The sequence below is a fragment of the Microbispora sp. NBRC 16548 genome, from assembly GCF_030268985.1.
Lineage (GTDB): Bacteria > Actinomycetota > Actinomycetes > Streptosporangiales > Streptosporangiaceae > Microbispora > Microbispora catharanthi.
On the sequence record NZ_BSSF01000001.1, the window covers coordinates 403,019 to 424,840 of the forward strand.

Annotated in this window: 23 protein-coding genes and 1 other RNA gene; 10 read left to right on the forward strand and 14 right to left on the reverse strand. The window is 71.0% G+C overall.

Annotation, left to right across the window (positions count from 1 at the left end; genetic code table 11):
* The first annotated feature begins 16 nt into the window (after positions 1-16).
* The 4 genes from QSK36_RS01840 (at position 17) to QSK36_RS01855 (ending at position 4,323) form a co-directional block, all read left to right on the forward strand.
* Positions 17-868: a Nif3-like dinuclear metal center hexameric protein gene (locus QSK36_RS01840; RefSeq protein WP_183536167.1), complete on the forward strand. Its 852-nt coding sequence runs from the start codon at positions 17-19 to the stop codon at positions 866-868.
* 10 nt (positions 869-878) lie between these two features.
* Entirely contained in the window at positions 879-1,619 is a 741-nt protein-coding gene (locus QSK36_RS01845; RefSeq protein WP_285781106.1) for a zinc ribbon domain-containing protein, read from the forward strand.
* On the forward strand, positions 1,616-2,923 hold the full coding sequence (locus QSK36_RS01850) for a bifunctional RNase H/acid phosphatase (RefSeq protein WP_285781107.1): 1,308 nt from the start codon (positions 1,616-1,618) through the stop codon (positions 2,921-2,923). Before QSK36_RS01845 ends, QSK36_RS01850 begins: the two co-directional genes overlap by 4 nt.
* A 197-nt stretch (positions 2,924-3,120) precedes the next feature.
* Positions 3,121-4,323 (forward strand): erythromycin esterase family protein, encoded by a 1,203-nt coding sequence (locus QSK36_RS01855; protein ID WP_285781108.1) that lies wholly within the window; start codon positions 3,121-3,123, stop codon positions 4,321-4,323.
* On the opposite strand, the gene QSK36_RS01860 is transcribed toward QSK36_RS01855, so the two are convergent.
* The 4 genes from QSK36_RS01860 to QSK36_RS01875 form a co-directional block, all read right to left on the reverse strand.
* Entirely contained in the window at positions 4,320-5,867 is a 1,548-nt protein-coding gene (locus QSK36_RS01860; protein WP_285781109.1) for a sensor histidine kinase, read from the reverse strand. The two genes, QSK36_RS01855 and QSK36_RS01860, sit on opposite strands and share 4 nt — an antisense overlap.
* Before the next feature lie 68 nt (positions 5,868-5,935).
* Positions 5,936-6,646, reverse strand: a complete 711-nt coding sequence (locus tag QSK36_RS01865) for a response regulator transcription factor (RefSeq protein ID WP_285781110.1) — start codon at positions 6,644-6,646, stop codon at positions 5,936-5,938.
* A gap of 70 nt (positions 6,647-6,716) precedes the next feature.
* Positions 6,717-7,490 carry a hypothetical protein gene (locus tag QSK36_RS01870; RefSeq protein WP_285781111.1) on the reverse strand — a complete coding sequence of 258 codons (774 nt, stop codon included), beginning with the start codon at positions 7,488-7,490 and terminating at the stop codon, positions 6,717-6,719.
* Positions 7,487-8,407, reverse strand: coding sequence for an ATP-binding cassette domain-containing protein (locus QSK36_RS01875; protein WP_285781112.1), 921 nt, complete (start codon positions 8,405-8,407; stop codon positions 7,487-7,489). Before QSK36_RS01875 ends, QSK36_RS01870 begins: the two co-directional genes overlap by 4 nt.
* A gap of 193 nt (positions 8,408-8,600) precedes the next feature.
* Here QSK36_RS01875 and rnpB point away from each other — a divergent pair.
* Positions 8,601-8,993, forward strand: an RNA gene (gene rnpB / locus QSK36_RS01880) — RNase P RNA component class A.
* 117 nt (positions 8,994-9,110) lie between these two features.
* Here rnpB and QSK36_RS01885 read toward each other — a convergent pair.
* Positions 9,111-9,374 carry a hypothetical protein gene (locus QSK36_RS01885; protein WP_285781113.1) on the reverse strand — a complete coding sequence of 88 codons (264 nt, stop codon included), beginning with the start codon at positions 9,372-9,374 and terminating at the stop codon, positions 9,111-9,113.
* A gap of 555 nt (positions 9,375-9,929) precedes the next feature.
* Entirely contained in the window at positions 9,930-10,379 is a 450-nt protein-coding gene (locus tag QSK36_RS01890; protein ID WP_183536180.1) for a hypothetical protein, read from the reverse strand.
* 286 nt (positions 10,380-10,665) lie between these two features.
* Between QSK36_RS01890 and QSK36_RS01895 the strand changes: the two genes are divergently transcribed.
* The 3 genes from QSK36_RS01895 (at position 10,666) to QSK36_RS01905 (ending at position 12,631) form a co-directional block, all read left to right on the forward strand.
* Positions 10,666-11,406: a VOC family protein gene (locus QSK36_RS01895; protein ID WP_285781114.1), complete on the forward strand. Its 741-nt coding sequence runs from the start codon at positions 10,666-10,668 to the stop codon at positions 11,404-11,406.
* A 125-nt stretch (positions 11,407-11,531) separates the two neighbouring features.
* On the forward strand, positions 11,532-12,074 hold the full coding sequence (locus QSK36_RS01900; protein WP_285781115.1) for a TOPRIM nucleotidyl transferase/hydrolase domain-containing protein: 543 nt from the start codon (positions 11,532-11,534) through the stop codon (positions 12,072-12,074).
* A gap of 260 nt (positions 12,075-12,334) precedes the next feature.
* The gene (locus QSK36_RS01905) at positions 12,335-12,631 is read left to right on the forward strand and encodes a hypothetical protein (RefSeq protein WP_285781116.1); all 297 of its coding nucleotides are present in this window, start codon (positions 12,335-12,337) and stop codon (positions 12,629-12,631) included.
* A 207-nt stretch (positions 12,632-12,838) separates the two neighbouring features.
* Here QSK36_RS01905 and QSK36_RS01910 read toward each other — a convergent pair whose 3' ends face one another.
* Entirely contained in the window at positions 12,839-13,009 is a 171-nt protein-coding gene (locus QSK36_RS01910) for a hypothetical protein (protein WP_285781117.1), read from the reverse strand.
* Between the two features lie 386 nt (positions 13,010-13,395).
* Between QSK36_RS01910 and QSK36_RS01915 the strand changes: the two genes are divergently transcribed.
* Positions 13,396-14,154, forward strand: coding sequence for a sensor histidine kinase (locus QSK36_RS01915; protein WP_285781118.1), 759 nt, complete (start codon positions 13,396-13,398; stop codon positions 14,152-14,154).
* A gap of 172 nt (positions 14,155-14,326) precedes the next feature.
* Here QSK36_RS01915 and QSK36_RS01920 read toward each other — a convergent pair whose 3' ends face one another.
* From QSK36_RS01920 to QSK36_RS01940, 5 genes are all read right to left on the reverse strand, one after another.
* Entirely contained in the window at positions 14,327-15,514 is a 1,188-nt protein-coding gene (locus QSK36_RS01920) for a vWA domain-containing protein (RefSeq protein WP_285781119.1), read from the reverse strand.
* A gap of 26 nt (positions 15,515-15,540) precedes the next feature.
* Positions 15,541-16,692 carry a hypothetical protein gene (locus QSK36_RS01925; RefSeq protein WP_285781120.1) on the reverse strand — a complete coding sequence of 384 codons (1,152 nt, stop codon included), beginning with the start codon at positions 16,690-16,692 and terminating at the stop codon, positions 15,541-15,543.
* Complete coding sequence (locus QSK36_RS01930; RefSeq protein WP_183536194.1) at positions 16,689-17,099, reverse strand: hypothetical protein; 411 nt, start codon at positions 17,097-17,099, stop codon at positions 16,689-16,691. The genes QSK36_RS01925 and QSK36_RS01930 overlap by 4 nt, the downstream gene beginning before the upstream one ends.
* A 117-nt stretch (positions 17,100-17,216) precedes the next feature.
* Entirely contained in the window at positions 17,217-18,164 is a 948-nt protein-coding gene (locus QSK36_RS01935) for a LysR family transcriptional regulator (RefSeq protein ID WP_183536196.1), read from the reverse strand.
* Positions 18,165-18,332: 168 nt separating this feature from the next.
* On the reverse strand, positions 18,333-18,917 hold the full coding sequence (locus QSK36_RS01940) for a TetR/AcrR family transcriptional regulator (RefSeq protein ID WP_183536198.1): 585 nt from the start codon (positions 18,915-18,917) through the stop codon (positions 18,333-18,335).
* A gap of 81 nt (positions 18,918-18,998) precedes the next feature.
* On the opposite strand from QSK36_RS01940, the gene QSK36_RS01945 reads away from it, so the two are divergent.
* Complete coding sequence (locus tag QSK36_RS01945) at positions 18,999-19,847, forward strand: SDR family oxidoreductase (RefSeq protein ID WP_285781121.1); 849 nt, start codon at positions 18,999-19,001, stop codon at positions 19,845-19,847.
* 30 nt (positions 19,848-19,877) lie between these two features.
* On the opposite strand, the gene QSK36_RS01950 is transcribed toward QSK36_RS01945, so the two are convergent.
* Both QSK36_RS01950 and QSK36_RS01955 read right to left on the reverse strand, forming a co-directional pair.
* Complete coding sequence (locus tag QSK36_RS01950; protein ID WP_285781122.1) at positions 19,878-20,618, reverse strand: hypothetical protein; 741 nt, start codon at positions 20,616-20,618, stop codon at positions 19,878-19,880.
* Positions 20,619-20,683: 65 nt separating this feature from the next.
* Positions 20,684-21,700 (reverse strand): multicopper oxidase domain-containing protein, encoded by a 1,017-nt coding sequence (locus tag QSK36_RS01955; protein ID WP_183536204.1) that lies wholly within the window; start codon positions 21,698-21,700, stop codon positions 20,684-20,686.
* Positions 21,701-21,822: the final 122 nt, after the last annotated feature.

A 21,822-nucleotide genomic window follows, 5' to 3' on the forward strand; every position in this document is an offset into this window, starting at 1 on the left:
GCTGTAGTGTGCGCGGGTGGAATCGATCTCCTGCACCCTCGCCGAGGTGGTCGAGCGCCTGGAGGCGCTGTACGACCCCTCGTGGGCCGAGTCCTGGGACGCGGTGGGCCTCGTCTGCGGCGACCCGGAGCAGGCCGTACGGAAGGTCCTGTTCGCGGTCGACCCGGTCGCCGTGGTCGTGGACGAGGCCCTCGGCTGGGGGGCCGACCTCGTCGTCACCCACCACCCGCTCTACCTGCGCGGCACCACGAGCGTCGCCGCCACCACCTTCAAGGGCCGGGTCGTGCACCGGCTCATCCGCGGCGGCACCGCGCTCTACGCCGCGCACACCAACGCCGACGTCGCCGACCCCGGGGTCTCCGACGCGCTCGCGCGGGCGGTCGGCCTGACGGGGGACCTGCGGCCCCTCCAGCCCTCCGCCGACGACCCGCGCCGCGGGCTCGGCCGGATCGGGGACCTGACCGCCCCGATGCCGCTGCGGGAGTTCGCGGCGCTGGCCGCCTCGGGCCTGCCCCGTACGGCGGGGCCGCTGCGGGTCGCGGGCGACCCCGGCCGGCCGGTTCGGACCGTCGCCGTCTGCGGCGGCGCGGGCGACTCCCTGCTGGGCACGGCCAGGGCCGCGGGCGTGGACGTCTTCCTCACGGCCGATCTGCGGCACCATCCGGCGAGCGAGCACATGGAGGCGGACGGGCCGGCGCTGGTCGACGCCTCCCACTGGGCCACCGAGTGGCCGTGGCTGGCGGACGCCGCCGGGCGTCTGACGTCAGCGTTGGCGGCCAGGGGCATTACTGTTGAGGCGCGCGTCTCGGTCGCCGTCACGGACGCCTGGACGGCGACGACCACCGACTTGGACCCCCGAGCATCTTGAGGGATTTGGGATGAAGGCCGCACCGGAAGCACAGAAGCGTCTGCTCGATCTCGCTGAGCTCGACACCGGTCTCGACCGGCTGCGGCACCGCCGCCGCAGCCTGCCGGAGCTCGCCGAGATCGACGAGCTGTCCAAGAGGCTGGCCCAGGTCTCCACGCAGATCATCGCCGCCGAGACCGAGGCCGGCGACCTCGCCCGCGACCAGGCCAAGGCCGAGTCGGACGTGGACGCCGTACGCGCCCGGGTCGAGCGCGACCAGAAGCGCCTCGACTCCGGGCAGGTCTCCTCGCCCAAGGACCTGGCGAGCCTCCAGTCCGAGATCGTCTCCCTGCGGCGCAGGCAGTCGGACCTGGAAGAGGTCGTGCTGGAGATCATGGAGCGCCGGGAGGCGGCCGACGCCCGGGTCGCCACGCTCAAGTCGGAGCGCGAAGAGGTGACCGGCTCGCTGCGCGCCGCCGAGGACCGCAGGGACGCGGCGTTCGCGGAGATCGACAAGGGGGCCGGCGAGCTGACCTCCGGCCGGTCCGCGATCACCGCCGACGTCCCCGCCGACCTGCTCGGGCTGTACGAGAAGATGCGCGAGCAGACCGGGGTCGGCGCCGCCATGCTGCACGGCGGCCGGTGCCTCGGCTGCCGCACGAGCCTGTCGATCGCCGACCTCAACCGGATCCGGGCCGCGGCCCACGACGAGGTGGTCCGCTGCGAGGAGTGCCGCCGCATCCTGGTCCGTACGGCCGAGTCGGGTCTGTGACGGTCGCCGTGGAGTTCATCGTCGAGGCCGACGGCGGGTCCCGGGGCAACCCGGGCCCGGCCGGGTACGGCGCGGTGGTCAAGGACGACGCCGGGCGGGTGCTCGCCGAGGCCGCCGAGTCGATCGGCACCGCGACCAACAACGTGGCCGAATACCGCGGCCTGATCGCCGGGCTCCGTGCGCTGCTCGCGCTCGGCGTGGAGGGCGGGCAGGTCGAGGTGCGGATGGACTCCAAGCTGGTCATCGAGCAGATGGCCGGCCGGTGGAAGGTCAAGCACGAGGGCCTGCGGCCGCTCGCCCTGGAGGCGGCGGGCCTGGCGCGGCGGTTCCGGATCACCTGGACGTGGATTCCGCGCGAGCGCAACAGTCACGCCGACCGGCTCGCCAACGAGGCGATGGACGCGGCGGCCCGGGGGGAGACCTGGCAGGCGAGCGCGATCACCTCCGCGCCGGAGTCCGCTCCCGCCGTCGAGCCCGGCGCCGAGCCGCCCAACACCGACGCGCCCTCGCTGTTCGACGACGCTTCCGGCGCCCCTGCTCCCGTCGCCCAGACTCCGGCCGCCGCCGGTCGCACGGGGACTCCCGGCGCGACCGGTGCGGGGACCGCCGCCGGAGGTGCGGGCACGGCGGCGGGAACGGCCACGTCCCACGACAGGCGCGGGCACGGGTGGATGCCCCGGGCCACGCGCGTCGCCACGTCCCTGCTCCTGCTCAGGCATGGGCAGACGCCGCTGTCGGTGGAGAAGCGGTTCTCCGGGCTGGGCGACCCGTCGCTCACCTCCACCGGGCTCGCGCAGGCCGAGGCGGCCGCCCTGCGCCTGTCGCGGCAGCCGTACGAGGTCGAGGTGATCGTCACCTCCCCGCTCGCGCGCGCCCGGCAGACGGCGGAGGCGGTGGCCGCCCGGACGGGCCTGGCGGTGCTGGTCGACGACGACCTGCGCGAGACCGACTTCGGCGAGTGGGAGGGACACACGTTCGCGGAGATCCAGCAGCGCTGGCCCCGCGAACTGGCGGCCTGGCTGGCCGACCCCGACGTCGCGCCGCCCGGCGGGGAGAGTTTCGCGTCGACCGCCCGGAGGGTCGAGCAGGCGAGGGACCGCGTCGTGAAGGCCAACGAAGGCCGCAGCGTCGTCGTGGTCTCCCATGTGACCCCTATCAAGATGCTCGTCCGCTTCGCGCTGGGCGCTCCGCCGGAGGCCCTCTATCGGATGCACCTCGACCTGGCCTGCCTGTCGGCGATCGACTACTACGCCGACGGGCCCGCCGTCGTACGGGCGCTCAACGACACCGCGCACCTTTCCTGACACCGTCCCCGCAGGGGACGACGCGCCGCGGGACCGCACGCTCAGCCGTGCCCCCGCGGCGTCGGCGTTTTCCCACCCGGACAAGCCGTGCCCGCACGCCAGGGTGCTTGAAGTCGCCAGTTGAGGGTTTCCCCCTATGGTTGTGGCGATTCGACGGACAAGTCTCCACTTGAAAGTTCAACGATACCGTTGAAGGTATGGATACCGGCATCGTGGACACCGCCCATCCCGTCGAGGCCGCCTCCGTCATGAGGCTGCTCCCGGCCCGGCCACGGCTGCTCGCCCTGGGCGAGCCCACCCACGGCGAAGACCTGCTGCTCGAGGTGCGCAACGAGCTCTTCCGGCAGCTCGTCGAGCAGGAGGGCTACCGGACGATCGCGATCGAGAGCGACTGCCTGATGGGCCTGGTCGTGGACGACCACGTCACCTCGGGCACGGGCAGCCTCGACGAGGTCATGGAGCGCGGCTTCAGCCACGGCTGGGGCGCGTCCGCGGCCAACCGGGAGCTCGTGCGCTGGATGCGCGCGTACAACGAGGGCCGGCCCGCTGCCGAGCGGCTGCGCTTCGCCGGTCTCGACGGCCCGCTGGAGATCAGCCACGCCGCGAGCCCCCGGCAGGCCCTCACCGCTCTCCACGGCTACCTCGCGGCCCGGGTCGACGCGGACCTGCTCCCCTGTGACGCGGAGACACTCGACCGCCTGCTCGGCCCCGACGACCGCTGGGCCAATCCCGCCACGATGATGGACCCGTCCCAATCCGTTGGGCAGTCGGCCGAGGCCAGGAAGCTGCGGCTGCTCGCCGACGATCTCGTGGCGCTGCTCGACGCGGAGACGCCGCACCTGACCGCGGTGTCCTCCCCGGACGACTGGGGCCGGGCGCACCTGTACGGGCGCGCCGCCACCGGCCTGCTGCGCTACCACCACTGGATGGCCGACACGTCACCGGGCCGCATGCCGCGGCTGCTGGGCCTGCGCAGTTCGATGATCGCCGCCAACCTCCTCGCCGTCGCCGAGCGGGGCCCGGCGCTGGTCCACGCCCACAACGCGCATTTCCAGCGGGACAAGAGCACGATGCGGATGGGCGACCTGCCGTTCGAATGGTGGAGCTCCGGCGCGATCGCGAGCGCCCACCTGGGTGAGGGATACACCTTCCTGGCCACGGCTGTCGGCACGATCCGGCACCAGGGAGTGGACGCCCCGCCCCCGGACACGCTCGAAGGGCTCCTGTACGCGCTCCCCGAGGACCGCTACGTCGTCGACGCCCGCCGCCTGGCCGCCGCCCTCGGCGACGCGCGGCCCGCTCCCCGCGAGTCCCCCTGGTTCGGCTACTCCGCGCTGGACCCGGCCCACCTCGACGCATACGACGGGATCGTGTTCGTCAAGGACGTCACGCGGAGCTAGGCCCCGCCCGGCCCTGTCCGGCCGCCTGGCGGGAGTCCCTCGCGGGGCAGGACGACGCGGAAGGCGGCCCCGGCGCCGGGCCGTGTCCGCAGCTCCACCCTGCCCCCGTGCGCGGTGACGATCGACCGGACGATGGCCAGCCCCAGCCCGGCGCCTCCGGCGCCGCTGCGGCTGCGTGAGCCGTCCACCCGATAGAAGCGGTCGAACACCCGGGCGGCCTCTTCCGCGGGCATCCCCGGCCCCTCGTCGGCGATCACGAGGACGCCGTCCCCGCCGGCCGTGCCGACGCCGATCCGCACCGGCGTGCCCGGCGGGGTGTGGGCGACGGCGTTGCCCACGAGGTTGGAGATCACCTGTCGCAGCCGCGCCTCGTCGCCGAGAACCGGTGCCTCGCCCGGCGGCCCGCCGTCCGGCCCGGTCAGCGTGACCTCCCGCCGGGGGTCCAGCGTACGCAGGTCGTTGTGGGCGTCGGCGGCGAGCGTCCGCAGGTCCATGGGCGCGAGATCCATGGGCAGGGCGTCCTCGCCCTCGTCCAGGCGGGCCAGCAGGAGCAGGTCCTCCACGAGCCGGACCAGGCGTCCCGCCTCGCTCTCGATACGGTCGAGCGTGAGGTCGACGTCGGGCAGCCCGCCCATCCGGTGCAGCTCCGCGAACCCCTTGATACCGAAGAGCGGGGTGCGCAGCTCGTGGCTGACGTCCGCGACGAAGCGCCGCATCCGGGCCTGCGCCCGTTCCCGCGCGGCGAAGGCCCCCTCCAACTGGCCGAGCATGACGTTCAGGGCGGCCGCCAGCCGCCCGACCTCGGTCTGGGGCGCGGCCAGCGCGGGGACGCGCCGGGACAGGTCGCCTCCGGCGATGGCCGCCGCGGTCTCCTCGATCGTCCGCAGTGGCCGCAACCCCCGCCGGACGGCGAACCACCCGATGACGGCGAGCGACGTCATGAGCGCCGCCGCGGTCGCCGCGCAGACCATCGTCAGGCGGCCGACGGTCGACCTGACCCCGCCGAGCGACGCCGCCACGACGACGCTGCCCCGGCTTGTCGCGGGCGTGGCCGTGAGTGCCGTCGCGGGGGCGGGCCCCGTCGTGGGGGTGGGCCGGGGGACGGCGACGACCCGCCATCCGCCGTCGGAGCCGGTCGCGTCGAACGGCCGCCCGCCCAGCCGCTCGACCGCGGCGGTGTCGAGCCGGGGCAGCGCCGGGCCCCGACCCCGCGGCCCGTCCCGCAGCCACCGGACGCTCTCCTGTTCGACGCCGCCGTCCTCGCTCAGATAGGCCACGTACACCTGGTCGATCAGGTCCATGCCGGGCACCGTGCTCAATGGTTGCGGGCTCAGCGGTTGCGGGCTCTGCCGCTCGGACGGTACGGCGATCAGCTGGGCCGGGATCCGCGACAACACCGCCGCCATCGGCGTGAGCTGCTGGTCCACGCGTCCGATGAGGTGGGCCCGCAGCGTGGCGACCGCGACCGCGCCGCTTACGGTCAGGCCCGCCGCGAGCAGGGCCATGGTGGTGAGCAGGAGCCGCCCACGCAGCGACAGGCCCATCGCCGGCGGCCGTGATCCCGGCCGCTTCCATGACTCCGGACGCTTCCAGGACCCGGAGGGCGTCCTGGTCACGGCCGTGGCCCGCGCAGGACATAACCCACGCCGTGCATGGTGTGGATCAGCTTGGGCCTGGCCCTGTCGATCTTGCGGCGTACATAGCTCACGTACGTGTCCACGATGCTGGAGTCGCCGGCGAAGTCGTACCGCCAGACGTGCTCCAGGATCTGGGCCTTGGACACCACCCTCCCGGCGTTGAGCACCAGGTAGTGGAGCAGCCGGAACTCGGTCGGCGACAGCCGCACGGGGGTGCCCGCCCGAATCACCTGATGGCCTTCCGGGTCGAGTTCGAGGTCGGCCACCCGCAGCGTGCGGTCCTCGGGAGCGGCCCCGGCCCGCCTGAGCACGGCCTCGATCCGGGCGAGCAGTTCCTCCAGGTCGAACGGCTTGGTGACGTAGTCGTCGCCGCCCAGACGCAGACCGTTGATCTTGTCCTGCGTGGTGTCGCGCGCGGTCAGGAACAGCACCGGCACCTGACCGGGACGGCCGCCGCACAGTGGCCGGGGAAGCTCCCGGAGACGGCGGATGACCTCGAAACCATCCATGTCGGGCAGCATGACGTCGAGGAGCACGAGGTCCGGCGGCGTGGTCTGCGCGGTCTCCAGGGCCTGCGACCCCGACGCGGCCGAGGTCACCTCGTATCCCGCGAAGCGCAGGGTGGCCGCCAGCAGTTCCCGCACCACGGGTTCGTCGTCGACCACCAGCAGGTGCCGCCCGTCCACTCCGGCCTCCCTCCGCCGATCACCGGAAGAATAGGTACGCGGGGCTAAGCCCGCCGTACAGGCCGGCGCGTCACGCGTCCCGTCTGCGGAAGACGGCGACGGCGGCGCAGAGCAGGACGAGCACGGTGGCGGCCAGCACACCCGCGCCCGCGAGCGGCGCGAGCAACTCGGTGCCGGGATGGACCGCGAAGATCCGAGCGCCCGCCGCGCTCGGCCACCAGGTGACGATCCACCTGGCCACCGGCTTCGGGAACAGACTCGCCATGCCGGGCAGGATCAGAAGGAACGTCCCGAGCGAGATGGCCCCCGCCGACCTGCGCAGCAGGAACCCGAGCGCCATGCCGTACAGCCCGATCAGGCCGGTGAACAGGCCCGCGCCCAGCAGTGCCGCGGGCACGCCGGGATCACCGGGTCCCACGCTCGGCACGCCCTGCGCCGCCAGCGCCGCCTGGCTGAGCGTGAACGACAGGAGCGCCAGCGGCGGCCCGACGAGGAGCGTGGTCAGCGCGACGACGGCCCCCTTGCCGAGGAGGAGGCGTCCGCGTCTCGGCACGGCGGTGATGCTGACCGGCATCGTTCCCGCGGCGTACTCGCTGGTCACGGCCAGCACGCCGACCGCGCTGACGAGCACCCCCACCAGCACGAGAGCGCGGAAGGCCGTCTCGGTGGAGTCGAAGGCCGCCCGGTCCGCGGCAGACGCGCCGAGGTACTCGCGTGCGGCCGCCGTGCCGAACAGATAGCCGTACGACCCGGCCGCCACCACAGCCCCGGCCAGGCAGCCGAGCATGGCCCGGACGCTGCGGAACTTCACCCACTCCGAGCGCAGCACGCCGTACGCGGTCATGAGACGACCCCGGGGGCACTCGTGGCGAACTCGACGCTGTCGCCGGTCAGCTCCAGATAGGCGTCCTCGAGGGAGGCCCGCCGGGGCGTGAGTTCGTGCAGGACGATTCCGTGCGCACCGGCGAGACCGCCGACCTCGGCAGCGGTCATTCCGGTCACCATCAGGCCGCCGTCGACGCCCGGCCGCACGGTGGCGCCGGACTCCCGGAGCAGTGAGGCGAGCCGCCGCGCGTCGGGAGTGCGCACGAGCACCCCCTGCCGCGCGGCCGACTGGACGAACGTCTCCAGCCCGGTGTCGGCGATCAACCGCCCCCGGCCGATGACGACGAGGTGGTCGGCGGTGAGGGCCATCTCGCTCATCAGGTGGCTGGACAGCAGGACGGTTCTGCCCTCGGCGGCCAGGCTCCGCGTCAGCGTGCGGATCCAGCGGATGCCCTCGGGGTCCAGTCCGTTGACGGGTTCATCGAGCAGGACCACCGGGGGATCACCGAGCAGCGCCACCGCGATGCCGAGCCGCTGTTTCATCCCCAGGGAGAACCCGCCGGGACGCCGGCCCGCCACGTCGGCCAGGCCCACGAGCCCGAGCACCTCCTCGACCCGGCGCCGTCCGATGCCGTTGCCGTACGCCAGGGAGAGCAGGTGGTCGAACGCGGTCCTGCGCGGGTGCACGGCCTGCGCGTCGAGCAGCGCCCCCACCTCCCGCAGGGGTACGGGCAGGTCGGCGTAGCGCCGCCCGCCGATCGTCGCGCTTCCGCTCGTCGGCCTGTCGAGCCCGAGGATCATCCGCATCGTGCTCGTCTTGCCCGCGCCGTTCGGCCCGAGGAAGCCGGTGACGACGCCCGGCCGTACGTCGAAGCTGAGGCCGTCCACGACGGCGACCTCGCCGTACCTCTTGGTCAGCTGCCGCAACTCAATCATGGGACGCAGCCTCGCCCACCGGTCTGCGTGACCTCTGAGAGGATCTGTGCGGTTCCTGTGAGCGGTCGGCCCCCGACCTGCGCCGGTGTCGTCCCACGCTCCCGCCCGGCGGGAGAACTCAGAGAGTCTTCACATGATCCCCGGCCGGTCCGGGGAAGGATTCCGAAGCCGCTAGGCTTACCTCTACGGTGGACGAGCCGGCCGGGCGGCCGCGTCAGGGCCTCACGGCCCTGCCGAGGAAGGTCCGGGCTCCACAGGGCAGGGTGGTCGGTAACGCCGACCCGGGGTGACCCGCGGGACAGTGCCACAGAAAACAGACCGCCCCCTTCGCGGGGGTAAGGGTGAAACGGTGGTGTAAGAGACCACCAGCGCCCACGGTGACGTGGGCGGCTCGGTAAACCCCACCCGGAGCAAGGTCAAGAAGGGACGTTCTCCGGAACGTCCCGCGCGCGACGTTCGAGGGCTGCCCGCCCGAGCCGCGCGGGTAGACCGCTTGAGGCCGCCGGCAACGGCGGTCCTAGATGGATGGCCGCCGGTCAGCCCTCACGGCTGATCACAGAACCCGGCCTACAGGCCGGCTCGTCCACCTTCACATCCCTGATCTGGGCCGGCTCCCGGATCACTCCTGCCAGCAAGCCGATCGTTATAGACGGATTGAAGTGGGTTCTCGGTCGCCGAGTGCGTTCACCGATTGTCGTATGTCTCATTCCTCGTCGCGGCCATGCAGGTAGTCCTCGAAGGTGGGGCGTCGATCCCTTCGGCGCGACAACACGATTGCGGCCATCAATCCGGCAGGGGCCATCGCGAGCCTGAGCGCCCGGCGGCCCAGTCGACGGACCACCGCGAGCAGTTCCTTGAGCGACTGCCAAGGGTGTCTCAGGGCCATGACGGTCAACATGAAGGCCGCGCCGCCGAGGCTGATCCCCGAGAAGTCGTCGGGGTCGTCTCGCTCCTTCTCCTTGGTCACAGAGCGGAACTGAAGGTGCAGGGCAGGAGCTTGATGCTGCGGACCAATGGAATCCTCCCAAGTCCCCATGGACATCAGGGTCGCAATTGAGCCGAGATCGTGAGCGTACATCAGGGAGCTTCACATGGCTCCGGACCATTGGCCCGACGGCATTCCAAGGCGCTTCGGTCGGGGTAGGTCGATACCCTGCTCGCGTTGTGAACGGTCAGAGCTTCCCTGTTGTGTGGATCCACGGTGCACGGAGGGCGGGTACGGAGCCGACTGAAGTCGGCTAGCGGCGCTACGGTCACCGAGGGCTGGGCTGGCCCTGCGTGACTGACTGCGTGACAACGACAGCGAACACCGCTGAACACCCATGGGCCATGGCGGACGATTTCAACAGGCAACGCACGAAGCACCAAGGTCAATCGGTAGCGTGATGCATCCGTTGAGGGCACACCTGGACGGCCCGTGGACAAGCCACCCCTACAGGTGAGCCCTCCAGAACCAGTTGAGACGCGTGCTGTCATTGCCCGACGGGAAAGCAGCGTGCGGTCCATCACTGTGCCCACTGCATCAGGGTTGCGGACCGTAAATATGACTACGGAGCATTTGTTCCGCTTCGAGGATATGGTCGACCACCTCCCAGTACTCCTTCAGCATCGGGTGTGAAAGAGCTTCGTCTCGCGACAGCTTGTGCCCATAGAGGGGTTCGTCGGGAGCCACGGCGGCTGCATTGACGAGAGTGCAGGCCGGGAGCGGGCTGTTTTCGACCGGCCCGACTCTGCAGCCGAAGGTGACCCGCCGGTCACAGGGCACTTCCAGGTGCTCGGCGCCCCACTGATCATCGAAGATTACGTCTATCCACGCTTCATGGATGCCGTGATGGTGGTAGCAGGTCGCGAAGAAGACCGCGTACTTGCCGACTCCCTGCTTGTGTACGAAACCGCGGGACTGCCGGCGCTGCTCGCCGCAGCATTCGCACGTCGAATCCTGGATCGTGTAGCCACGATCGATTTGGAGCATCAGCACATTATGCCCGTGGTGCTACGAGCCCGGCGTGCGCTTGGTGGGCGGGCGGTGCGGCGGCCGTGTGCTCGGGTTTCCGGCACCCGCGCGAGCCCGCTCGGAGGCTGGCCGTGGTAGCCCAGCCGGCCCATCGGCTCGTCATGGGGATGCCGCGGGCGTCGGCCCTTTCACGCTTGCCGACAAGCCTGCCGAAATTGGTTGGCGTGACGGGTCCCCGAGTGCCTAGCGTTGATTCCCCCATGGGCGCGGAGGACATGCCCTGTCTGCGGCCTTGTATCAGCGAATGGAGGTGCGGAGCGGAATGACGTGTCACCTTGTCGCGCTCTGCTTCGATGCGCACGACCCGCTCCGTCTCGCGCGCTTCTGGTCCGGCGTCCTTGGCTGGGAGATGACCGAGGACCCCCAGGACGGCATCACGCTCCTGCCGAGCGATGACACCGGGTTCCGGATCCGATTCCTTCCTAGTCAGGAGCAGAAGACCGGCCAGAACCAGATGCACTTCGATCTGACGAGCACGTCCCTTGAGGACCAGCAGCAGACGGTGGAGAAGGCGATCGGGCTCGGCGCCCGGCACATCGACATCGGTCAACGCCCGGACGAGGATCATGTCGTGCTCGCAGACCCCGAAGGCAACGAGTTCTGCGTCATCGGGCCGGACAACGAATTCCTCGCCGACTGCGGATTCATCGGCGCGCTGGCGTGCGACGGTTCGCAGGAGGTCGGGTACTTCTGGAGCAAAGCGCTGGGCTGGCCGTTGGTCTGGGATCAGGACCAGGAGACCGCCATTCGCTCGCCGCACGGCGGTCCGAAGATCACCTGGGGCGGTCCGCCACTCATGCCGAAGACCGGGAAGGAGCGGCTGCATTTCGACCTCGCTCCACCCGCCGACGGTGATCAGCAAGCGGAGGTCGACCGTCTCATCTCCCTCGGGGCGACGCGCATCGACATCGGTCAGGGCGAGGTCAGCTGGGTGGTCATGGCCGATCCCGACGGCCACGAGTTCTGTGTGCTGACCCCGCGATAGCGCTGACGCGGCGTCCAGGTCCGCGCCGTTGCTCCCGCCGATCGTACGTCCCTTCAACACGGGAAAATGGGTACAAACGTCGCCGGATTGGGTGCAAGGCTGAGCGCGTGAACCATACGCACACCGTGGTCCTTGTCGAGGGAATCAGTGACAGGTCGGCCATCAAGGCGTTGGCCGAGCGCCGGGGCCGGAACCTCGCGGCCGAAGGCATCTCCGTTGTGGCGATGGGCGGCGCCACGAACATCGGGGCGTACATCGGCAAGTTCGGCCCTCTCGGTCGCGATCTCCGGCTGGCCGGTCTGTGTGACGTCGGCGAGGAAGGAGCCTTCCGGAGGGGTCTCGAGCGCGCCGGCTTCGGATCCGATCTCACCAGAAGCGATCTGGAGGCGCTCGGATTCTTCGTGTGCGTGGCAGACCTGGAAGACGAGCTGATCCGCGCCCTCGGCACCGCCACGGTCGAATGCGTCGTCGATGCCGAGGGCGAGCTCAGCTCGTTTCGCACACTCCAGAAGCAACCCACATGGCGCGAGCGCAGCACCCACGACCAGCTGCGCCGGTTCATGGGAGCAGGCAGCGGCCGCAAGATCCGCTACGCGGGCCCGCTCGTCGCGGCGCTGGAGCCCGATCGCGTGCCGCGACCGCTGGACGGGCTGCTGGCCCACTTATGAGGCGTCTCGCGCACGGGGACGAGCCGACCTGCCAGAGTGCTACACCCGGGTCGAGGCGTCGATCGCATCGTCGACCTACTAGGTGGCGCCCCATCCGCCGCAAGCCCGGGGTTGACCATCCCTCACCGGCCCACTGTCCTGTGAATCGCCCGCCGGCGGACGAGGGATCAGTCCAGCGGATGCTGTGCGTGTCCGCACGAGAACGGAGGGATTCGGTGGTTCAAATGCGGATGTCGGCCCAAGAGGCTGTCATAGGCCTGATGAGCTTGGCGTTCGTGGAGATTCGCACCATGGGGTATCGCCGTGAACCGATGGAATGGCCTGACGGCCCGGATGATTACCACGAGCAGATACGAGTGATCGCCGACATGTGCCACAACCTGCCCGTAGATCTTCGATCCCGCAGCAAGCGGCAACGGGAGCGAAGGGCCATTGAGAGCTTGAGATTCCTCCTGCAACGAATGGACGGCCCGTATGCCCAGTGGATCCGGACCCGCCTTGACATGCTCGGATATGACTACCACCCGTTGCTCGAGAGGGCCGATCGAGAAGCTTGAGCAAGGGGCCCCGAGCAAGCGCGACCGTTGGATTCAGCAGTGAGAGCCATCTCTTCTCGAGAAGCAAGAGGGGAAGAGGATGGGAGGGTCTACCGATAGTGACACGGCCGAAAATTCGTCGAGGAGCCTTCACCCCGCCACTGGCTCCCGTTCTCGAGCAGGACGTCGGGGAGTTCGAACGTCGTCCCCGTGAGACGATCTGACCGTCTACGGCTCGCCCGGGAAGAACATCGGCCCCTCGCCCCACAGCGAATGCCACATCAGCGCCAGCGCGAAGAAAACGCCTGCTCCGATCGCGGCGCCCAGCAGGAGAGTTACCACGACCAGCTTCACCAGCGCGTGCGGAGAGCGCCGAGTTTGGCGCTGGGGAAGCGTCATACCAATAATCCTTCGTCACCAGTCCCGACTGGTCAATCCTGTTTCCAGGGGAGCTCCGGACCGTACATGGCTTCGGCAGACGATGGGAGGGACGGCGACGAACGGAAGCGTTATCGCGGGCCCATTGTGGTTCCGAGCAGATCCGTGCAGGTAGCGAGCATCACGAAGGTGATCAATCCCACCGTCGTTCAGATCATCCCGAGCCCGATGACGGGCCCGGGGGTCCCGCAGGTATCGCAGAACCACATCGCATTGCGTTTACCGACGTCTTCCGGCATGTCCAGGCCCTGCCGTACGGACCCTATTTCTGGCCGGAAACAAGTCGTAGATGCTGATTTTAGCTGTCCATGGGAATCGTCGTGGATGGGTCAGGGAATCTGGGAGACGTGACATCGCTCCGCTACCTCCGTGAATGTCTTGGCGAACTCGATGAGCTGGAGCGCAGCATCAAGCACGGCATCGACAGCATGTGCGGCAAGCTGTATCGGGCCATCGACTGGCAGCGGCGGTTCGAGGCCGACGTGTCGCACGAACTGCGCACCCCGATCGCGGGGCTGCGGGCACAGCTGGAGGAGGCCCGGCTGCATCCCAGCGAGATCGACGTGGACGACCTGCTCGAACGGGCGCTCAACGACGTGGAACGGCTGCAGACGCTGGTCGACGACCTCTACCTCCTGGCTCAGCTTCAGGCCGCCGCGCAGCCGGCCGAGCCGTCCCTGCTGGACCTCGGGGATCTCGTGCAGAGCGAACTGGCCCGGCGCTCCGACAGGCTCGACGTGAAGGTGCAGGTCGTCCCCGGGGTTCTGGTGCGCGGTCTGGACGCGCGGCTCAGGCGAATGCTGTCCGAGCTGCTCGACAACGCGCAGCGGCACGCCAAGACGGTCGTGTTCGTCCAGGTCCGGCGTACGGCCGATGTGGCGGAGCTCGTGGTGGCCGACGACGGCGACGGAATCGGGGAGGAGGATCGGGAACGGATCTTCGATCGATTCACCCGCCTCGACGCCGCCCGCTCCCGCGACCGCGGCGGGACCGGCCTCGGCCTGGCCATCGTGCGGAACATCGCGTACGGCCACGAGGGCGAGGTGCACGTGGAGCGGACATCGGCCGGCGGTGCGGCCTTCGTCGTCCGGCTCCCACTGGCCTGACCAGTCGTCCTCGCCGGAATCGCGCAACCGTACAGCGGCACACGGTTGTCTCGCGCGTGCGCACCGTGCTGGTGGAACAGCACCCACGCCTGGATCGGCCTCCTCCCAGGAACAGTGGCCGGCGCGGCCTACGGGGAGGCGTAGCCGGGCTTCACAGCCCGGCTCAGGGGCCTCAGCCCGACCCAGAGTCCACCGAGCCGTCCGCATAGGTGATTTCCGGCATCGGGGGCGGCGACGCGCCGGTGAGCATCGCGCAGGTGACCATGCCGACCCCGCCCCCCGCCGGATCCTCGGTGGCCACGCAGGCCACCCGGGACGTGGTGGGGGTCTTCGCGGAGGTGTCGACCGGCCGGGACACGCGCTCGGCGTCCATGGTCACGGTGCAGGTCCGCGACTTCGGTCCCTCGTCGCAGCCGTACCAGTAGGGGGTGTTCATCGGCCGGTAGTTGGGATTGTTCTGGGCCCGCATCGGGTTGGGATCCGGGCCGTGGATCTTGGCGGTGAGCCGGATCCGCTGCCCCTCGGCCAGCTTGAACCGGCACTGCCGTCCATCCGTGGAGGTCTCGTTGGTCTCCGCTGCGCAGGTCACCGGAGCGCCCGACACCTTCACACCCCACCCGGTGAGCATCACGACGGAGAAGTCGTACTGCTTCCTCTCCGTGCTCGGCTCGGGGGCCGGGGTGTCACCCGGGACCGTCACGTGGCTGGCACCGCCCGGGCCGGGGATGGTCAGCTTGTGCAGCACTGTGGTGAGATCCTCGGCGGACCTGGCGAACTGAGGTTTGGGTGCTCCGGTGGCGGCGGCCAGCTGCCTCAGACCGTCCTGCCGGCTCTTGGGCACCTGGTAGCCGACGAACCGGAACTCCAGGGTCAGCCCGGCGGCGGCGATCCTGTCCCGGATGGCTTTCCGCAGTGCGACCTGGTCCTCGGTGCACGCGTCCTCGCCGTGGCCGGTCACCACGACGATCCGGTTGACCTTCTTGCCGCGGAACGGATACAGGCCGGAGAAGTCGTCGATGGCCGCGAGGACGCCGTCCCCCAGGGTCGCCGCGCCGGACGGGGTGAGGGTGCGCGCCGCGGTGGCGATCCGGTCGCCTTGGCCCCGGCCGGTGGGTACGACCTCGGCGGTGGTGCCGGTGGCGCCGCAGGTGCCGCCGAACCGGCGCATGGAGAGCGCGTCGCCGTCTCCGGAGTTGCGGGCCGCGGAGCCCACGGCGGCGGCGATCGCGCCGAACCGGCCGGCCGGGCCGGCGGAGGCGTCCACCAGGAACGCGGTGCGGTAGTCGGGAACCAGCACGAACCAGACGTAGGCGCCCGCGCCCGCGACCACAGCGGCGACGGCGAGCAGCACCGCCACCACACGACGGCCCCTCCTGCGCGGCCCGGTCACCGCGGGGCCTTCGGCAGAGTGAGCCGGAGCGCGGCGAGTGCCCTGTTCATGGCGTCCACCTCGTGGTTGTAGCGGTCGGCGATCGCGTTGTAGTCCGTGCGCGCGACGCCCTTCGACCGGGCGGCGCCGAGCAGGTCCCTGGCGGCGGGGACCAGTTCCTTCTGCAGGTCACGCAGGCCGATGGCCCTGCGGTAGATGTCCCGGGTGGCAGGGGTCCTCGCCCGGTCGGCGAGCACCTTGAGCTGCGCGTCGGCGTCGCCCGTCCCGGCCCGGTCGAGCTCGCGCTCGGCCACGTCGAGCCGGCCTGCGCCGATCGCGGCCACCGCGGCGTCGACCCGCTTCGCGGTGGGGTCGAGGATGCGGATCACCTCGTAGGCGTTCGTCCGCACCGGTTCGGTGTTGGTGAGCCAGTCGAGGGCCACCCGCAGCTGCTCCGGGGTCTCGGTGAAGACAGGCTCCGGCGCGCCGGCGGCCGAGGCGATCCGGCTGAGCCGGTCCCGCTGGTCGTCCGGCACCCGGTAGCCGACCAGCCGGAACTGGATCTTCAGGCCGGCCGAGGCGATCCGCTGCCGGATCTCGTCCTCGGCGTACTCGGCGTCGCAGGCGTCCGCACCGTGCCGGGTGACGACGACGACCCGGTTGACCTGGGTGGCGCGCAGGGGCCAGAACCCGGAGAAGTCACCGGCCGCCTCGACGATGCCCTTCACCAGCGTCGGCCTGCCGCCCGCGGGCACCCGGCGCGCCGCGTCGGTGATCCGGCTCCGGTTGCCGGTGCCGAAGTCCACCAGCCGGGTGGTGCTGCCGTCCCGGCCGCACTCGCCGCCGAAGCTGCGCAGGCCCAGCGCGTCGTCGTCTCCGGAGTTGCCCACGGCGGTCCCCAGCGCTCCTGCGATGTCGGTGGCGTCCGCGCTGGTGTCGATGAGGAACTGGGTCTTGTACGCGGGGGACAGGGCGGGGATCAGCCAGTTCACCGTCGCCCAGCCGCCGCCGGCGATGAGGGCGGCCGCGGCGACGGCGAGGACCAGGGGTTTGAAGTCGACCGCCAGATGGATGATCAGGTCGCGGCCGGCCTGGAGGATCCAGCCCAGGCCGAAAACGCGCGCCTCCTGCCGCACCTCGTCAGGGCCGGTGTCCGTCTCCTGGCTCACCCCCGGCCGATCCGGATGTCGCGGCCCGCCTGGTTCACCCGGCCGAACCCGGAGACCGTGGCGTTCTGGTTGACGGCGATCTGCCGTCCGGCCGGGGGCAGCAGCGGGGTGAGCTCCTCGTCCACGATCCGACGCAGTTCCCGGGCGGCCTCGGGGTCGGCGGCCGCCAGCCGGCGCAGGCGTTGCCGCCACTCCACCACCAGGTCCTGTTCGGCCTGCTCGTCGCCCGCCTCCCGGGCGGCCAGCAGTTCCGTACGGGCCTCCGCGAGGTCGGCCTCGACCGCCGGTGCCTGCTCCGGGCGGGCACGCCGCCACAGCGCGACGACGGCCCTGCGGCCGTCCTGCCACCCCTCGGTCGCCAGCACACTTACCAACGCGGAGGCCGCGGCCAGCGCGAGCGCATCCATTGCACTCCCCCAGACAGAGCGTGATCGCCGGGCCTTCCGAGCCCCGGCTCATGAGCCAGGATCGGCCGGGGTGGTGGCGTAGTCGAAGACGGACTGCCTATGGGGTATAGGCGACGGCTATGCCCGCAGGTCACCCAGTTCGGAGGAGGCGGGCACCCTACCCGGGGCGGAGCGGGCCAGCCCGCGGACGGTCCGGGCCGCGAGCGAGCAGAACGCCTCGGCGAGTCCGCCCCGGTCCTCGCGCCGGCGGGCCGCGACGACCGTCGCCGGCGGCAGGCCGGTGAGCTCGATCATCCGCAGGCCCGTCGGCAGTGCGGTGTCCCTGTAGTTGTACGGGGCCGGGCACACCACCCGGTTCAGGCGCACGCTGAGCAGCACTTCCTCGGGGGTGGCGCCGGGCGCGCCGCGGTATCGGGGCGGCTCGTCGTTGCGCTGCTCGTCCATGGTCCACCAGCGCACCGCGCGGGCCGGGACCTCGGCGTGCACCGGGGCGAAGGCCTGGCCGAGCACGTCGGTGAAGTGGACGGCGTCCACGTCCCACAGGTCGTGCCCAGTGGACACGGCGAGCCCCCGCGGTTCGTCGAGCACCGGCTCCCAGGCGAGGCGTTCCGGGTCCACCGGCATGAACATCAGCGCCACGTCGATCTCACCGTGGATCAGCGGCCGGTCGAAGTCGACCAGGCCGAGCTGCCGGGGGCTCACCTGCACCTCCGCGTAGGCCTCGGCGAACGCGGTGAGCACGGTGAGGTGGATCTCACGCGGCATCGGCAGCGCCACGCCTACCCGCAGCGTGCCCTCCCGCAGGCCGGCCACGTAGCGGGCGGTCGAGGCCGCCTCGTCCACGGCGTGCAGCACGCCGCGAATCCGCTCGTAGAAGGCGGCCCCGGCGGGGGTGAGCCGGGTCCCGGACGGGTCGCGGACCAGCAGTGGGGTGCCCACGTGGCGTTCCAGGTCCCGGATTTGCTGGCTGAGCGTCGGCTGCGACACGTGCAGGCGGGCGGCGGCCCGGGTGAAGCCGCCGTACTCGGCGACTGCCACGAAGTACCGGAAATGGCGCAGTTCCATGTGTCCGTCCCCGTGGCCGCTTGTCGGGAGGTACCCGATGTGGACGCTCATCCGGATGTCGTGGCGACGCGCCCCGGCGTTACAAAGAGTCGCTGACCGATGATGGAACGGAGTCGCGCGACGACCCCCGCCGAAATCCTGCCGCCTCCCGGGGATCGCGTCGTACGATCATGGGCCGGTCCGCGCGGCGGCGATCGCCGCCACGGCGTCGGCGATCTGCGTCCGCAGCGTGGCGGGATCGGCGGCCAGCCCGGGGCTGAGTCTCGGTCCGAAGGGGCTCGCCGCCGACCAGGCGGTGGCGAGCGCCAGGATGGCCGTCAGCAGGAACTCCGGCGCGAAGCGCGCACCCGGGCCGTCCGCGTCCCGCGCCGCCGCCTCCATCGCCGACACCTTCGCGCTCTGCGCCGCGTTGCGCAGGGCGACCTCGCCGGTCTCCTGCTCCAGGCCCGCCCACGCCATGAGCCGCATCAGGCCGGGCTGGGCCATCGCGAAGTCGAAGACCCGCGCCGCGTACCCGGGCAGGTCGTCGGGCGTGAACGGCAACTCGTCGTAGACCCGTCGCAGGTTCTGCTCCAGGACGGTGGCGAACAGGGTCTCCTTGCTGTGGAAGTAGATGTAGAGCAGGTTCTTGTTGCAGCCGGCGGCCTTGGCGATGCGGTCGACGCGCGCCCCGGCGATGCCGTGAGCGGAGAACTCGTCCCTCGCCGCTTCGAGGATGCGTGCCTTGGTCGCCTCGGCGTTACCTGTTGCCACGGCGCCATCCTAGCGTTGACTAACCGGTTAGGACGTGGAGTACGCTAACTAACGAGTTAGCCAGCAGGAAGGGATATGGCGATGGACGCACGGACCTGGCTGATCACCGGGGTGAGCAGCGGCTTCGGCCGGGAGATGACGGAACAGCTTCTCCGGCGCGGAGACCGCGTCACCGGGACGGTTCGGCGGATGGAGGCGATGGACGACCTGAAGGCGGAGTACGGCGACCGGCTGTGGCTCGCCCGCCTCGACCTGACCGACGGCCCCGCCGTTGAGGAGGTCGTGGGCCGGGCGTTCGCCGACCTCGGCAGGATCGACGTAGTCGTCAACAACGCCGGGTACGGCCTGTTCGGCGCGGCCGAGGAGCTCACCGACGAGCAGATCGTCCACCAGATCGACACGAACCTGCTCGGCTCGATCCGGGTGGTCCGGGCCGCGCTGCCTCACCTGCGCCGCCAGGGCGGCGGCCGCCTCATCCAGCTCTCCACGTACGGCGGTCAGGCCACCAACGCGGGCGCGTCCGCGTATCACGCGAGCAAGTGGGGCATCGAGGGGTTCATGGAGTCGACGGCCAAGGACGTCGCCCCGTTCGGCATCGGCGTGACCATCGTCGAGCCGGGCAGCGCCCGTACGCGATTCCGCGACGGGAGCTCAAGGCTCGCCACGCCGATGAGCGCCTACGACGCCAGCCCGGCCGCGCTGACCCGAGGCATCCGCAACCCCGCGCTGCCGTCCGTCGGCGACCTCGCGAAGACGGCCGTGGCGATTGTCGGCTGCGCGGACCTGGACCCCGCGCCCGTACGGGTCGCCCTGGGCAGCGACTCCTACGCCCACATCCACAGGGCACTCACCGATCGGCTCGCGGAACTGGAGGCGGGGCGGGACCTCGCCTTCTCCACCGACGCCGGCGCGGCGGCCGCGCGCCGCTGAATCGCGCGCACGCGAAGAGCCGGAGCCGGGTCAGGAGAATCGCTCGACGGTCACGGGGACCGGTCCCGCGTGGCGCATCGCCGTCGTCAACCGCCGCAGCAGCGGCCCGAGGGCCTGGCCGGACGCGGTCCCCAGGTGGGCGGTGAGGTCGAGGCAGCAGGCCACACCGGGCCCGATCCGGCGCACCTCCCAGGTGAAGACGTCCGGGTCCGTTCGCAGTTCGCCCGAGCCGACGACCCGGGTCCGCGGGTCGCCGGTCTCCCCGGCGAGCGTCACCACGTCCGCGAGGCGGGAAAGGCGGGGCTCACCGGCGAACAGGACGCGGTAGACCCGCGTGTCGTGGAACCCGTCGGGGACCCGGGGCGGGCTGAGACGCAGGGGAGGCGAGTCCGGCAGAGGCTGGTGGTCGTGGAACAGCGCCCGTAGCCGCGTCTCGCCGGGCAGTTCGCCCCCGCCGAGACCGCGGTACGCGGCCTCGGCATCGAGGCGGCTCACCGCGCGGGCCCGGGAGCGCAGGCCGGGGTCCTCGCGCATCGCACGTCCGAAGGCCGCGGAACTCCACCAGACGCCGTCGGCGGCGGTCCATCCGGCGGTGTCCAGGCCGACGGTCCTGAAGTCGCCGGTGAGCGCGAACTCCTCGACGACGATTCCCTCGGCCGGGGCGCCCTCCGTGCCCGCAGCCGAGGTGATCAGGTAGTAGTCGAGAGCCGCCTGCGATTCGGACTCGGCGGTGACCGCCGCCCGCCCGCGCCCGCGCATGTCGCTGGTCATGGGCGCACCCTACTGACTTTGATCGTGGGTGGCCCGCCCGGCGTACGCGGGGGAGCGGGGCGGGATCAGTTGTGCGACATGGAGCTCATGTCCGAGCCGCTGCCGGAGCTCATGCCGCCCATGTCGTGGCCGGGTACGTTGCCGTTCTCGTCGGCCACCATGAACACTCCGGCCATCCCCATGTCCGAGTGGCTCTGGACGTGGCAGTGGTACATCCAGGCCCCGGGCCCGACGCGCTCTCCGGCGATCACCTGGAAGCCGAACGACTCGGCCGGTCCGGTGATCTTGGTGTCGATGATCCGGGTCTGGTCCAGCGGGTTGTCCAGCAGACCGGTGCGGTTGTCCGCCCAGCGGTGCCCGTGCAGGTGCCAGGTGTGGAAGAAGTTCCCGTGGGTGACCACGATGAACTCCACGCGCTCGCCGATCTTCGCCATGAAGTGCGGGGCCTCGCCGGCCTTGGCGTTGTTGACCGTCATGTCGTTGAAGAAGACGACGGCCTGCTTGTCCGGGAGGATGTCGCCCTTCCGGCGGACCACCAGCGCGCCGTAGAGCCCTCTGCTGATGCCGCCGGTGCCGTGGTCGGTCCCGACGACGTGGTCGTGGTAGTGCCAGTAGCCGGCGCTGCCGGGCTCGATGGTGCCGCCGGGGCGGCGGCCCGGCGCGTGGGTGCGCCAGACGTAGGTGCGCCGGCCTCCCGGCTCCACCACGCTGTCGCTCATCCTCGTGCCGTCGCTGGTGAACTCGTAGTCCACTCCGTGCACGTGCAGGCTGGCGGTGACGTCGGTGTTGTTGACCAGTTCGATCTCGAGGGTCTCGCCTTCGACCATCTCGATGAGCGGGCCGGGGATCGTGGCCTTGCCGGGCTCCAGGCCGTATCCGAGCAGATTGTTCGGCAACTTCTCCGCGTAGAGGGTCATGCGGCGGACGTCGTCTTTGCCGGGCTTGCCCGTGACCTTGTCGGACGGCGCCGCGTTGGCCTCGCCCGCCCCGACCAGCGGTGCGAACGCGGCGGCCGTCGCGGCCGTGGTGAAGGCGCGCCGGGAGAACAGGCCTCGCGTCGTACCCCTGCCTACCTCGGTCATGGTTCCCCAATCCGGTCATGACGCCTCACTGCCGTGAGGCGAACGGCATCTGTTCGTGGCGCCGGCCCGGGGGACCGGCCTGGGCGGCGTGACGCCTCGATGCGGCCCCGTAGTGGGGCGCG

Coding starts and splice junctions, on each gene's coding strand:
- QSK36_RS01955 (WP_183536204.1), bottom strand. CDS start 21,700: ATGACCGAGGTAGGCAGGGGTACGACGCGAGGCCTGTTCTCCCGGCGC.
- QSK36_RS01855 (WP_285781108.1), top strand. CDS start 3,121: ATGGATACCGGCATCGTGGACACCGCCCATCCCGTCGAGGCCGCCTCC.
- QSK36_RS01890 (WP_183536180.1), bottom strand. CDS start 10,379: ATGCTCCAAATCGATCGTGGCTACACGATCCAGGATTCGACGTGCGAA.
- QSK36_RS01845 (WP_285781106.1), top strand. CDS start 879: ATGAAGGCCGCACCGGAAGCACAGAAGCGTCTGCTCGATCTCGCTGAG.
- QSK36_RS01910 (WP_285781117.1), bottom strand. CDS start 13,009: ATGACGCTTCCCCAGCGCCAAACTCGGCGCTCTCCGCACGCGCTGGTG.
- QSK36_RS01875 (WP_285781112.1), bottom strand. CDS start 8,407: ATGATTGAGTTGCGGCAGCTGACCAAGAGGTACGGCGAGGTCGCCGTC.
- QSK36_RS01870 (WP_285781111.1), bottom strand. CDS start 7,490: ATGACCGCGTACGGCGTGCTGCGCTCGGAGTGGGTGAAGTTCCGCAGC.
- QSK36_RS01945 (WP_285781121.1), top strand. CDS start 18,999: ATGGACGCACGGACCTGGCTGATCACCGGGGTGAGCAGCGGCTTCGGC.
- QSK36_RS01950 (WP_285781122.1), bottom strand. CDS start 20,618: ATGACCAGCGACATGCGCGGGCGCGGGCGGGCGGCGGTCACCGCCGAG.
- QSK36_RS01905 (WP_285781116.1), top strand. CDS start 12,335: ATGAGCTTGGCGTTCGTGGAGATTCGCACCATGGGGTATCGCCGTGAA.
- QSK36_RS01895 (WP_285781114.1), top strand. CDS start 10,666: ATGGAGGTGCGGAGCGGAATGACGTGTCACCTTGTCGCGCTCTGCTTC.
- QSK36_RS01860 (WP_285781109.1), bottom strand. CDS start 5,867: ATGGGCCTGTCGCTGCGTGGGCGGCTCCTGCTCACCACCATGGCCCTG.
- QSK36_RS01935 (WP_183536196.1), bottom strand. CDS start 18,164: ATGGAACTGCGCCATTTCCGGTACTTCGTGGCAGTCGCCGAGTACGGC.
- QSK36_RS01930 (WP_183536194.1), bottom strand. CDS start 17,099: ATGGATGCGCTCGCGCTGGCCGCGGCCTCCGCGTTGGTAAGTGTGCTG.